Below are 12,745 nucleotides of genomic sequence, written 5' to 3'. Positions count from 1 at the left end.
GCTTACTTATTTTTTGAAAAGTTTTTCAGATTTTCGGGTACCTCAGGCTGATAGTACACAAAATAGCATCCTCTTGTTGCTACTCCGGCCAACACTCCCGTCAACAAAATTGCTGATGCATTACATGCGTACTTCTTGAAAAATTCTTTGAATTTCTTCATATGTGTTTCCTCCTTATTTTTTGCAGATTATAACACATATCGACAAGTCATAACCTTAGATGTCAAAAACGACCGGGTTATATGTAACTTTTGGATAAAAATACCCGGGTTAAAATATGCTTCAAAACGTTTCTCTTGGAAAGCATATCTTAATCCGGGTATTCACATATTCCGTATTCTTTTTATGTTAAAAAATCATACATTAATATCATTACATCAAAAACATTATCTTCCTCCCGTATCTCCATCTCACCGGCATATTGATCCACGATCTGTCTGACGATCGAAAGACCGATTCCATGCATCCTGTCGTCTTCCTTGCTTGTCAGATATCGTCCCCCGCTTTTATGCAATGCATTTTTATACCGGTTTTTAATACTGATGGCTATATTATTACCGTCTGTGGTGATCCATAGCCTGATCACCCTATCTTCGGTCAGTTCCTTTACAGCTTCTATGGCATTATCCAATAGATTGCCCAGACAAATACTGATATCCTCTGCATTCATCTCCGCATCCTGCGGCACTTCCGTATTGGCTGTCACCTTTATTCCTGCCTTTTCCGCCATATCTGCCTTGTAATTAACCACACTGTCAATATAAAGATTTCCGCTATTGGAAATAAAATCTTTTTTGTCTAAAAACTTCAGATTTTCACTGCAGTATCTTTTCAGGGCTTCATAATCTTCCTTTTCCAAATAAGTATTTTCCAATATGTAATGCTGCTTCATATTGTGACGCAGCTTCCTTAATTCTTCCCACCATTCCTTACTTTCCCGGTTCTGGCGAATATAGTACTCACACTGATTTTTCAGGATTTCTTCCCGCATTTGTTTTTCCATATTTTCTTTTGCTTTATCATACAGATAGTAGGTAAAGACGTTGATCAGCAGGATCATGAATACTACAATAAATCCCCAGAAATAGTTTTCAAGGGTTCCTGTGATAAAAACGGAAATCAGGATCCATATACTACAGACCGGAACGATAAATACTTCCAACCAATCCTGAAGATTCAGTTCCGCTTTTCTGTTCAGTTTTATAATGAGAGAGGTAAATTTAATAATCAAATACCAGACAATTTTAGATAACACTGTGCACAGCAAGGTTACTTCTGCATCATCTGTCCATGCCAGAAATTCTTTTCCGTAATACACGAGCAATTCTGCACACATGCCGCTCATATACATAAATATAGTCGTCGCCATCAATGTTCTGACTGAATCAGTATATAGGATTCTGATCGTCACAAAAAAAATACATACAAAAAGTAATATATTCAGCCAGATATTACTCGTGCCATCTCCCAGATACGTTAAAACATATGTAACACCGTTGAAGACCGCAAAATATCCTCCCCATACCAGATAGTCTGTATACCTGCGAATTTTCTTCTTTTTCAATGTACTGTCACAAAAAATACGCTGCAGTATTACAGAAAAAATCTCCACAATAGCCAGAACAAGCATCATTCCCATCTTCTCCCCTTTAACATTGAAATATAATGCTGTCTTACATGATCTCTGTAATTTTTACTGATTTCTACTTCCCGTCCATTATCCAGAACAACCCTGTCCGCAGAATACTCCTTAATAAAACGAGTATTCACGAGCAACGATTTTCTGATTCTCAGGAATTTTACATTTGCTTTCCGCAGATTCCTTTCCACTTCTTCCAATTTTCCATAAAATAAGTATTCCAATTCAGGCATATCCAGCTGTACTGCATTGATCTGTACGATTCTTTTATCACTTTGGAAAAACCGGATCTGATTCAGTGGAATATTGTATTGCCTTTTATTATAAGAAAAGCAATAACTGTCATCGGAATTCAAATGTGTTTCAAACACCCGTTTCAGGATCTTCTCCAATTTTTCTTCAGACACCGGCTTATCTATAAATGCATATGGCTGCACTTCAATCATTTCCTTGCAGTACTGGTTATGACAGGATACAAAAATCAGAATTACCCTGCTGTCTCTTTCCCTAAGGATACGCGCGGTTTCAATTCCGCTGATACCAAGCATTTCCACATCTAAAAAAACGATGTCCATATTTCCCGTGGTGTCTGTTTCCATTAATAATTCTTCCCCACTCCGGAAGCAAAAAAATTTCACATTTTTGGATAGCCTTGCCATGATGGATTGTATGATCTGTGTTTGCTTCTGCAACTCAGATAAAACATCCTCACATATAGCAACTCTTAACATTGAGAATTCCCCTTTCTCCTTCGCATGCTATAATACGATGCCAGTATGCAACTGTTCAGCCCAATATAGTTTCCTCCTTTCAAGACTTTCCGCAAAAACACTGGCAACATCAGCAACTATTCTTATTTTTTTGATATTATTACTATACAAACGATTTCTCCTGTTTTACGTAAACAATTCCCTCTTCCTCTTGATCATCTCATCAATCTTCTCAATATACAGTCCCACATCCTTCACATTGTCACACCGCTCGATTCTTCCGTCGGGGAAGACTCTCTTGGTGATGCTTCCGGCTCCCAAAGCCACGATGGTCTGTTTCTCCTCCATGATGAGGATGTTGTACAGTCCATATTTGCCGGGACGGGCGTAGCCGGTGTTCTCGAAATTGCCGGACATGTTCTTCTGTCGGTAGAGGTAATAAGGCTTCATTCCAAGCTTCTCAGCTCCCGCCGCCGCGATCTTCATGGTTTCGTCGGTGTTGTGAAGCATGGAGACGCCGTTCTCCTGGATCCACTGGTTCAGGCGGGATGCACGCTTGATGGCCAGGGAATGCACGGTCAGGCTGTCCGGGGACAGTTCCACGATCTTTTCGATGGTGCGCTGTACATCCGCTTCCAGTTCTCCCGGCAGCCCCAGGATCAGATCCATATTGATATTATCAAATCCGACCTCTCTCGCTAGCCGATATGCCGTAAGTACCTGTTCCACGCTGGCCTTCCTGCCGATGATATCCAGTGTCTCCTGCTTCATAGTCTGGGGATTCACAGAGATGCGGCTGACCTGATGACGGTACAGTACCTCCAGCTTCTCTCTGGTGATGCTGTCGGCACGACCGGCTTCCACAGTGAATTCCTTCACGGTAGAGAAATCAAACTTGGACTTTAATGCCGTGATCAGACGGTCCAGCTGCTCCGGTTCCAGTGTGGTGGGCGTACCACCGCCGATATAGACGGTATCCAGTACCTTGTCCTGAAAGTTCTCCGCCACATAATCCATCTCTTTGATCACAGCGTCCACATAGGCGTCCACCTGCCTGCGGAATGCAGCGATCGGATAAGAGGTAAAGGAGCAATAGAGACAGGTTGTAGGGCAGAACGGAATCCCGATGTACAGACTGTAGCCGCCCTCATAATGAATCTCTTTTAACAGATCCCGCTCTCTCTTCGCAATATCGATTCCCAAAAGTGCCTTCTCTTCGCTGACGTAATGGCTCTGCTCCATGAAATCCAGAATCTCTGCATCACTTCTGCCCTCATCCAGCATACCGTAGGCGATCTTCGTGGGACGGATGCCGGTAAGGTTTCCCCATGGGAGTTTCTGCCCGGTCACCTTGCTTAAGGTGCGGTACAGGAAACGTTTCAGACCGTTCTTATAGCCATCCGCGATTGCCTCCGATGCTGCCTCCCACAAAAAAATCTCTTCTCCCACACGAATCTTCGCCCCGGTGTCCCCCAGTTCGATTTCCAGACTGACCTGCGGTTCCAACTCTGCCAGCTTCTCCGGTTTTGTCTCCGGGGTGATGACCGTGACCTGGTCCTCCGCATAAAAAGCCTTCACCAGAGAATGTACATCATATTCATAGTTAGGATGGGATAATTTCACTACTTTCATTGTATTTTCCTCATTTACATAAATACAGGCACAGAGATAACTCTTTCTGTGCCCGAATACTTTTTGATTTAATCAACGCAAAACGGATTATATTTCTTCTCATGTCCGATGGTGGTGCTGTCGCCGTGTCCCGGATAGACTACCGTCTCCTCCGGCAGAGTAAACAGCTTCTCCTTCACCGAACGCACCAGCGTACTCATACTGCCGGTGGGAAAATCGGTTCTGCCCACGGAATCCTGAAACAGAGTGTCACCGCAGATCAGGAAACCACCCTCCGGAAAATAATAGCTGACACCGCCCGCGGTATGTCCGGGAGTTGCCAGAACCTTGATCCGGATGCCGTCCAGATTCAGTTCCTCACCATCCTGCAGATACACATCCGCAGTAACCGTTACCGGACGCCCCATATCTTTCGACAGGTTGCTCTTCGTATCCCGCAGGAAATCTTTCTCCGCCTCCCCGGCATAAATTTTCACCGGTTCCCAACCATGCTCCCCGGCATAGGCATCCGCTGCCGCCTTCAATTCCTCACAGCCACCGATATGGTCGAAATGTCCATGGGTCAGAAGGATCGCTGCTGTATGTAGTCCGTGCTGCCCAAGCGCCTCCTCAATTTTCTCTCCATGATCCGCGGGGTCGAATACCAGCACTTTATCACTGTTCTCTCTGTATACAAAGTAACAGTTTGTCTGATAGATTCCCAGCGTCATATGTCCAATACGGATATTGCTCATAATAATCTCACTTTCTGTTTCCCGACAGGTTCCGCCGTTTTCCGGACATCACCTTATCAGCCTGTGGTTCTCTCGATGTCAATGACGCTCTCGATGCCCCGGATCTTGTCAATAATACGGTTCAGTTCCTCCCTGCCGCTGATCTCGAAGGTCGTCTGCAGAGTAGCCAGCCCCTGCCTATTGGTTCTGGTGTTCATGGACATGATATCGATATTTTTCTCCGTCAGGGCCTTGGAAATATCCGCTAACAGTCCGTTACGGTTGTTGGCATAGATCTTGATCTCCGCCAGATATTTCTCCGCATGTGCCTCCTCCGGCTGCCATTCCGCATCGATCAGTCTCGCCCTCTCCATCTCCGGCAGATTGATGATGTTGATACAGTCGGTACGGTGGATAGAGATACCTCTTCCGCGGGTCACATAACCCACGATCTCATCCCCCGGCACAGGGGAACAGCACTTGGAAAAACGCACCGACAGATCTGCGATACCCTTTACCACGATACCACTCTTGGACTTCATGAGAACCGGCTTACCCGCACCATTCTGTGCATTTGCCGCATTGTTCTCCGCAATGCTTGCCAGGACCTCCTCATTGGTCATCTCTTTCTTGTGGTCACGGTCGTACAGTTCCTGCATCTTGTTAACGATCTGGCCCTCTTTCAGAGCCCCGTGTCCCATGGCTGCCAGTACGGAATCCCAGTCCCGGAATCCATACTTTCGCATAATGGCATCCATATATTCCTGCTTCTGCAGGTTGGCAAGATTCACACCTCTGGCCTTACAGTAGGTGGAAAGCAGCTCCTTGCCCTTTAAAATATTGTCTTCCTTTAATTCATTCTTGAACCACTGATTGATCTTGTTCTTGGCCTGGGTACTTTTTACCACATTCAGCCAGTCACGGCTGGGACCCTTGGAGTTCTGGGAGGTAATGATCTCGATCCGGTCTCCGTTGTTGATCTTGTAATCGATGGTCACAAGTTTCCCGTTGACTCTGGCTCCCACCATCTTGTTACCCACGGCGGAATGAATGCTGTAAGCAAAGTCAATCGGGGTAGATCCTGCCGGAAGGTTCTTGACCTCACCGGTAGGGGTAAAACAGTACACGCTGTCAGAGAACAGATCCAGATCATTCTTAAGCAGATTCATGAACTCCTTGTTGTCTGACATATCCCGCTGCCACTCCAGGATCTGACGCAGCCATACCAGCTTCTCTTCTTCCTGGACTTCCGGCTTCTTACCGTCGGAAGCTTCCTTGTATTTCCAGTGGGCGGCAATACCGTATTCCGCCACGCGGTGCATCTCGAAGGTCCTGATCTGGATTTCGAAAGGCTGCCCGTTGCTGCCGATCAGCGTCGTATGCAGGGACTGGTACATATTTGCTTTGGGCATGGCAATATAATCCTTGAAGCGCCCCGGAATGGGTTTATACATTTCATGGATCACACCCAGTGCCGCATAACAGTCCTTCACCGTCTCCACGATGATACGCACAGCGAAGAGATCATAGATCTGATCCAAAGTCTTATGCTGGTTCTTCATCTTCTTGTAGATACTGAAAAAATGCTTTACACGGCCATCGACTTTCGCATCGATCCCCGCATTTTTAATATGTTCGCTGACTTCATCCACAATGCCCTGGATATATTTTTCACGGACGCTCTTACGCACCGCGATCTTATCCACCAGATCATAATAGATGTCCGGTTCCAGATATTTTAAGGACAAGTCATCCAGTTCGATTTTCAGCTTGCTGATACCAAGTCGCTGGGCAATGGGACAATAGATCTCCAGCGTCTCCTTGGCAATCCTCTGCTGGCTCTCCGGCGTCTTGTATTTTAAGGTACGCATATTGTGCAGACGATCCGCCAGCTTGATCATAATGACACGGATATCCTTCGCCATGGCGAGGAACATCTTACGCAGGTTCTCCGCCTGCATCTCCAGCTTGGCATCCGACTGCTCTCCATTGCCGGACAGCGGGATCTTCTCCAGTTTCGTCACGCCGTCTACCAGAAGCGCCACGTCATCTCCGAATTCTCTCCTGAGATCATCCTCCGTCATCACAGTATCTTCCACCACATCGTGCAGAATACCTGCCACGATGGTCTCCTTATCCAGCTTCAGATCCGCCAGAATGATAGCCACATTCAAAGGATGGATGATATAGGGTTCCCCGGACTTCCGGAACTGGTTCTTGTGTGCCTCGCTGGCTACCTTGTAGGCTTTCTCGATCATGGAAATATCATCACTGGGGTGATATTTCTGCACACAGCAAATAAGCTCCTGATATAATTCATCCGGATTCACGAATTCTTCTGATTTACTTATCTTGTCATCATCAAAAATGACTTCGTTCTTCTCTTCTGTCATAGACGAAACAGCTCCATATAAAATATTTTTATTTTCCTTCGTAGCAGATCGCAGACTCCAGACGATATCCGCTCAGACGCTCACGGCCCTTTAAGCCTGCCAGTTCGATCAATACCACGATACCAGCTACTTCTCCGCCCAGAGACTCGATCAGCTTGATCATGGCTTCGGTAGTACCGCCGGTAGCGATCAGATCATCCACAATCAGAACCTTCTGTCCGGGCTTGATGCTGTCCTTGTGCATCTCGATGGTGGCGGAACCATACTCCAGATCGTAAGTGGTGGAAACAGTCTCTCTGGGAAGCTTGCCCTTCTTACGGATCAGTACAAAGGGCTTATGATTATTGTATGCGATCGGGGTTCCGAAGATAAATCCGCGGGACTCAGGGCCTACTACCACATCATAGTCCAGATCCTTGATCTTCTCCTGCATGGTATCGATCGCCAGATGCAGTCCGTCCGCATCCTGCAATACGCTTGTCACATCACGGAAAATAATACCTTTCTCCGGGAAATCGGGAATGCTCTTTACATATTCTTCCAACTTTTTCATGTTTCTACACACCTTTCTCTTTTTTAACGAATTATATCTGTTTTTCTGCTATTTCAATCTGTTTCTTGATAAAATATTTGATGATCTCGCTTCGGGTAATAATGCCGATAAATACATTTCTGTCATCGATCACCGGTACAAAGTTCTGCATCTGTGCCTGTCCCAGCAGTTCTTCCATGTTGGTATCGATACATACCGGCCGGATCTTGCCACTCTGTATGATATCCCTCACGGACAGCTTTTCCAGACTCTTCATGGTAATAGTATCCAGCTCACTATTGTGGTTCAAGATATTCCACAGAAAATCTCCCTCACTGACTACGCCCACATACCGGTCCTCGGCATCGATCACCGGTACCGCTGTGTAACCGTAGCGTTTCATCTTCTCCAGCCCCTGTCTGATAGTCATATCGTCCCGAAGAAAAGTAACCTCCTCCTTCGGGGACAAAAAAGATGCAATATTCACAATGTTCCTCCTGCTTGTTCTTTTGTGTCCGTTAATTTTGATCCTTAGGATCGACCTCTTCGAAGGTACTGTCCAAGGCATCCTGCTCCTGTTTGAATCTCCGGAGCTTGCGCGCAAAATAAATCGTAGAAAAGCAATCGCCGGCACCACTGAGGATCAGTACCACTCCCAGAACACGGAACAACAGAATCGCTGCTTTGAACGGATTGTAGATCAGTACCACTCCGAGAATGATGTTGATTGCCGCCACAATAAGAAGTCCCAGCCAGCTGCCGTAATCCAGTCTTTTCAGGTCAATGGCATCCTGCAGTTTGCTGCATCCGCTACACAGAACCAGTACTCCCAGAATAAAGGGTATCAGGGAGATGACGATCTCTACCTTGTACAGGACTACTGCTCCCAACACGATTCCGAGAATACCGAATACAAACTCATTGTGATAATAGTTCTCTCTGGCATCCCTGAGCAGATAGCAGATAATAGATACCAGTCCTGCCACGATCAATACGATACCGATCAGATACCCCAGTGTCTTCTGCATGGTCTCCGGGATCACCAGTGCCACGATTCCTAAGAGAATATACAGCACACCGGTAAGAATTGCTTCCCATTTCAATTCTTTCAGCATTTTCATATGTAACCCTTCCTTTCCTGTAAAACAATGTTAAACTCAGGGAAAACGAAAAAGGGGCTCTCTGCAAACCTGCGGAAAACCCCCTTTATGTTCAATTTACTTTCTGCCGCAGCACTTCTTGTACTTCTTGCCGCTTCCGCAGGGACAGGGATCATTGGGATAAACCTTCTGCTCCTTCACAATGGTAGTGGAAGACTTCTGCTCTTTGTAGAGTTCCTTACGGGTCTCTTCGTCAAAGATATCGTTCCACTCTTCCAGATTGTACAGCCAGTCGGCTTCTGCTGCTACCATGTTCTTGTACAGAAGAGCCTTATCGAAGCCTAAGTTTACCTGAGTATCCTCTTCCAGATCATCAATAGGGTTCTGCTCTACCAGGCTGTCGTTGATGCCATCCAGGAATCCGGTCATGGTCATCAGAGATACTTTGAACTTGTCAGCCAGTTCCTTCACGGTACCCTTTACTACTTCATCGGGATTCTTCAGAAGCTGTGCGTAGATTTCCTTCTCCTCCTGGAAATAAGCTGCCCAGAGTTGCTGCAGCTTCTCTTTGCCGGTTGCCTCATTATATGCTACTGATCTCCACTGTTCCATTAAATTCATAATTGTAATACCATCCTTACATAATAATTAAATATTTAATAATACGATTTCTCCGCCCTTCGGGCTCTCGAAATCGTCACATCCATTCGCATTTCGGACTGGCGTCCTCCATGCTCATGTCTGTTTATCCGCTCAATAGGTGAACTGCCTTGCCTGCAAGCAGTCAGGCAGTTCACCTATTGGCAGAATTATTAATCATAGTATATAACAACTCGTCCTCAAAAACAACAAAAAAATATCAATCGGGGATGTATAAACCCACAAATCCGGGACAGACTACTACTATCATCGGACCCCCTCCTTTGATCTTACGAAAGATACGATAATACTTAATCCTCCCCTTTTGAAAAGAGGCACCCGTGGGTGCCTCTTTTTTTGCTATCAGTTCCTACAGGGGAACTTTTCCTTCTTTGATCAGTTCAATAAAAGCATCTGCCACCTCCGGATCAAACTGGGTTCCTTTATTTTTCTCCAGTTCCCCCATAGCGTATTCCACACTCAGGGGCTCCTTATATGCTCTCTTGGAGATCATGGCATCAAAGCTGTCGCACACCGCCAGGATCCTGCCAAGAAACGGAATCTCTTCTCCCTTGATTCCTCTGGGATAACCCTTGCCGTCATATCTCTCGTGATGGGAAACGACTGCGGGGATCACATAGTTCATATTCGGCAGATAGTGGATCATTTCGATGGATTTCTCCACATGGCTCTTCATGATCTCATATTCTTCATTCGTAAGCTTTCCAGCCTTTTTCAGGATGCTCTCCGGGATACCGATCTTACCGATATCATGCAAAAGGCCTGCCACCTTTACGGTCTGGATATCGTTTCTGGACAAGCCCAGCTTCTGGGCCAGCAATACCGCATACTGGGATACATTGGTGGAGTGCTGGAAAGTAAAGGAATCCTTCGCATCAATAGCCGCCACCAGTGCATACACCGTAGGCGCCACCTGCTCGTAACCGGTCTCCTTATCCTGGCTCTCCTCATTGATACCGCCTTCATATACCTGGATCCGGTCCTTACCATTACGCTTCGCATAAAAGGCCGCCCGCTTGGACTGCTGGAACAATTCCAGCGCATCCGCTGCCAGACCGGGATACCATGCCACACCAACGCTGAATGTAATGGGCTGCATGACCTGTGGTTTATTTGTAGCATTCTCCTGTACTGCCCGGGTCAGCTTCTCCGCCAGCTCCACCAGTGCGTCCTTTCCGGTCTCCGGCACCGAGACCAGAAACTCATTGGATCCTACCCGGAATACCTCTCCGTTCTCCACATGATCCAAAAATCTCTTCGCGCACCATTGCAGAATCCGGTCGCCGGTCTGTTCTCCGTACAGGTCATTGTATAACTTAAAATTATCCATGTCCATGTATAAAAAGCCCCGTTCTTCTCCCAAGGCACCATCGCGGCGCAGATACACTCCACAATAGCTGCGGTTATACAGGCCGGTCAGTTCGTCATGAATGGATACCTGATATACCTTTTCATAAGCATCAATGTTTTTCAGACTGCCGGAAGCAATATTTGCCATCTGCCGGATGCAGTCCGCCTCGCGGTAATTGAGCTTACTCTCCCGCAGACGCTCCATATATACAAATCCACAGACCATATTATCATATTTTAACAGGGCGATCTCCGGTGTCTCTTTTGTCTCTTCCTGCTCTACGATGCCACAGACTCTCTCCACCTCATCTTCGCCCAGCGGGATATGTCCGCTCTGTACCACCTCATGGTAACCGTCATCATTTATATTCTTCTCAAAGATTCTGGATTCCCAGCCCGGAATTGCATCATCCAGAATGTCATGCATATTGGCAAACAATTCCTTACGGTTTAAAATGGATGCCGCTCTGTCCTGGAATTTCCGCAGTCCCTCCAGCATATGCTTCAGCTTCTGGTTCAGGATATCCTCCAGACGCTTTCTGGCAAAAGCTACCACCAGCACCGTCCAGGCACATTGCAGAATGATATAGATCAGCAGTTTCTGCGTTACCGCCCGCTCCAGACTTCCCAGCACATTTTCCAGATTATGAGACAGGATGACCAACGGCAGGGATGCCACCACAACTGCCAGAAAATATACTGCACCTACCGTTACACGATAGGAAAAATCAAACAGATACTGCTTGTACATGATATAGACCATGCACACCGCCATACCAACGCCGCCCAGCATATCATACGGAAAGACGCTTCCCGGAATCAGGCAGAGCAGATTTCCCATCAAAACAAACAGGGTTCCCAGCAACAGCGGCTGTAGTTTTTTACGCAGCTGTAGGTCTCCACCGATCTTGCAATGAGCCAGATAAGTGGCATAGACCAATACCGAGACCTCCCATACCGTCAACACCCAGATTCCGGATGTTGCATGATACATATAGACATAAGTTCCATCGGCACGGGTCATCACTTCCGGTGCCGGCAGGATCGCACCACTCCAGGCATTGCCCAGAACCAGAGCTGTCGTCAGGACTCCATAGATATAGATCAGCGCATCATGCTCCGTAATTTCCAGAAAAGCAAATAGAAATGCATACATAAACACTGGAATCACCAGCAGACCAAACAGTGCAAAATTATGCCAGAAACGAATTCCCGGAAATACCTGTAGCCGCATGAGAATCGCCCCACCGGTCCACACCAGGCAGGAAGTCAGCACTGCCCTCAGACTACGGACTGTCCGGCTCTTCATGGTATTGAAAAAGCAGAATAACAGAAAAAGGGAGCACAAAAAGGCTCCCACCGGAACACCGATGTAGAGATTTCTATCTAATGTCATATCCAGAAAGCTCTCCATACTTGTATTACTCCCTCACACTTTTGTTTTTATTTTCGAACCGATATCCCTTTTTCAACCCGAATCCTCTTATGTATGTAAAATTATACCACATTTTTCCTTTAAAGACAATGGTACGTCCAAAATCCTCTGATTCTCTGATCCGCGAAAAGGTAGACGTAAATTACGGCACTCTTCCTTGTATTCTCCGTCCACGATAACATCCAGAAGCGGTAAAAGTTTCGTGATCACCGGATCTCCCGCTTCCATCCAGGCCAGAAGATCCTTATCAAAATCATAGCCGGTATAGCACCAGATCGTCTTCCGGGGATAAATTTCCCTTACTTTCTTTACCAGAGAAAGCACCGTTGCACGGTTCTGCGGTTCCATAGGTTCGCCGCCCAGCAAGCTTAAGCCCCGGATATAGTCCGGGGCCAGTGCCTGTAAAATCTCCTGTTCTGTTTCCAGCGTGTAAGCCTGTCCGTACTGAAAATCCCAGGCCACACTGTTAAAGCATCCCTTGCAATGATGGGTACAACCGCTGACAAACAGCGATACTCTCACGCCGGGACCGTTTGCCACGTCCGTTTTCTTGATCGTCGCATAATTCATAGGACATTTCC

At 46.5% G+C, this 12,745-nt stretch carries 12 protein-coding genes; all 12 read right to left on the bottom strand.

The window, feature by feature from the left end; genetic code table 11:
- Positions 1-2 precede the first annotated feature (2 nt).
- The gene (locus DW835_RS12205) at positions 3-161 is read right to left on the bottom strand and encodes a cyclic lactone autoinducer peptide (protein WP_117466278.1); all 159 of its coding nucleotides are present in this window, start codon (positions 159-161) and stop codon (positions 3-5) included.
- A 182-nt stretch (positions 162-343) separates the two neighbouring features.
- A complete protein-coding gene (locus DW835_RS12200; protein WP_172594721.1) occupies positions 344-1,633 on the bottom strand; it encodes a sensor histidine kinase in 1,290 nt (429 codons plus the stop codon).
- On the bottom strand, positions 1,630-2,370 hold the full coding sequence (locus tag DW835_RS12195) for a LytTR family DNA-binding domain-containing protein (RefSeq protein ID WP_117466280.1): 741 nt from the start codon (positions 2,368-2,370) through the stop codon (positions 1,630-1,632). The genes DW835_RS12200 and DW835_RS12195 overlap by 4 nt, the downstream gene beginning before the upstream one ends.
- Positions 2,371-2,535: 165 nt before the next feature.
- On the bottom strand, positions 2,536-3,981 hold the full coding sequence (gene hemZ / locus DW835_RS12190; protein ID WP_118731243.1) for a coproporphyrinogen dehydrogenase HemZ: 1,446 nt from the start codon (positions 3,979-3,981) through the stop codon (positions 2,536-2,538).
- A 68-nt stretch (positions 3,982-4,049) separates the two neighbouring features.
- Positions 4,050-4,715 carry an MBL fold metallo-hydrolase gene (locus DW835_RS12185; protein ID WP_118731242.1) on the bottom strand — a complete coding sequence of 222 codons (666 nt, stop codon included), beginning with the start codon at positions 4,713-4,715 and terminating at the stop codon, positions 4,050-4,052.
- A 56-nt stretch (positions 4,716-4,771) separates the two neighbouring features.
- Positions 4,772-7,087 carry a bifunctional (p)ppGpp synthetase/guanosine-3',5'-bis(diphosphate) 3'-pyrophosphohydrolase gene (locus tag DW835_RS12180; RefSeq protein WP_118731241.1) on the bottom strand — a complete coding sequence of 772 codons (2,316 nt, stop codon included), beginning with the start codon at positions 7,085-7,087 and terminating at the stop codon, positions 4,772-4,774.
- A 28-nt stretch (positions 7,088-7,115) separates the two neighbouring features.
- Positions 7,116-7,640 carry an adenine phosphoribosyltransferase gene (locus tag DW835_RS12175; protein WP_118731240.1) on the bottom strand — a complete coding sequence of 175 codons (525 nt, stop codon included), beginning with the start codon at positions 7,638-7,640 and terminating at the stop codon, positions 7,116-7,118.
- A gap of 31 nt (positions 7,641-7,671) precedes the next feature.
- Entirely contained in the window at positions 7,672-8,106 is a 435-nt protein-coding gene (locus tag DW835_RS12170; RefSeq protein ID WP_117466284.1) for a CBS domain-containing protein, read from the bottom strand.
- Between the two features lie 31 nt (positions 8,107-8,137).
- On the bottom strand, positions 8,138-8,740 hold the full coding sequence (locus DW835_RS12165) for a DUF308 domain-containing protein (RefSeq protein ID WP_022313205.1): 603 nt from the start codon (positions 8,738-8,740) through the stop codon (positions 8,138-8,140).
- A gap of 96 nt (positions 8,741-8,836) precedes the next feature.
- Entirely contained in the window at positions 8,837-9,340 is a 504-nt protein-coding gene (locus DW835_RS12160; RefSeq protein WP_022313207.1) for an SEC-C metal-binding domain-containing protein, read from the bottom strand.
- Between the two features lie 388 nt (positions 9,341-9,728).
- The gene (locus DW835_RS12155) at positions 9,729-12,143 is read right to left on the bottom strand and encodes an HD domain-containing phosphohydrolase (RefSeq protein WP_118731239.1); all 2,415 of its coding nucleotides are present in this window, start codon (positions 12,141-12,143) and stop codon (positions 9,729-9,731) included.
- A 69-nt stretch (positions 12,144-12,212) separates the two neighbouring features.
- Entirely contained in the window at positions 12,213-12,734 is a 522-nt protein-coding gene (gene nrdG, locus DW835_RS12150; RefSeq protein WP_022313209.1) for an anaerobic ribonucleoside-triphosphate reductase activating protein, read from the bottom strand.
- Positions 12,735-12,745 lie beyond the last annotated feature (11 nt).

Origin of the sequence: Clostridium sp. AM34-9AC (assembly GCF_003480225.1) — a bacterium.
Taxonomy (GTDB): Bacteria; Bacillota; Clostridia; order Lachnospirales; family Lachnospiraceae; genus Acetatifactor; species Acetatifactor acetigignens.
This window is presented reverse-complemented; position numbering and strand designations above follow the sequence as displayed.

Coding starts and splice junctions, on each gene's coding strand:
- DW835_RS12165 (WP_022313205.1), bottom strand. CDS start 8,740: ATGAAAATGCTGAAAGAATTGAAATGGGAAGCAATTCTTACCGGTGTG.
- hemZ (WP_118731243.1), bottom strand. CDS start 3,981: ATGAAAGTAGTGAAATTATCCCATCCTAACTATGAATATGATGTACAT.
- DW835_RS12160 (WP_022313207.1), bottom strand. CDS start 9,340: ATGAATTTAATGGAACAGTGGAGATCAGTAGCATATAATGAGGCAACC.
- DW835_RS12180 (WP_118731241.1), bottom strand. CDS start 7,087: ATGACAGAAGAGAAGAACGAAGTCATTTTTGATGATGACAAGATAAGT.
- DW835_RS12175 (WP_118731240.1), bottom strand. CDS start 7,640: ATGAAAAAGTTGGAAGAATATGTAAAGAGCATTCCCGATTTCCCGGAG.
- DW835_RS12185 (WP_118731242.1), bottom strand. CDS start 4,715: ATGAGCAATATCCGTATTGGACATATGACGCTGGGAATCTATCAGACA.
- DW835_RS12200 (WP_172594721.1), bottom strand. CDS start 1,633: ATGATGCTTGTTCTGGCTATTGTGGAGATTTTTTCTGTAATACTGCAG.
- DW835_RS12205 (WP_117466278.1), bottom strand. CDS start 161: ATGAAGAAATTCAAAGAATTTTTCAAGAAGTACGCATGTAATGCATCA.
- DW835_RS12195 (WP_117466280.1), bottom strand. CDS start 2,370: ATGTTAAGAGTTGCTATATGTGAGGATGTTTTATCTGAGTTGCAGAAG.
- nrdG (WP_022313209.1), bottom strand. CDS start 12,734: ATGAATTATGCGACGATCAAGAAAACGGACGTGGCAAACGGTCCCGGC.
- DW835_RS12155 (WP_118731239.1), bottom strand. CDS start 12,143: ATGGAGAGCTTTCTGGATATGACATTAGATAGAAATCTCTACATCGGT.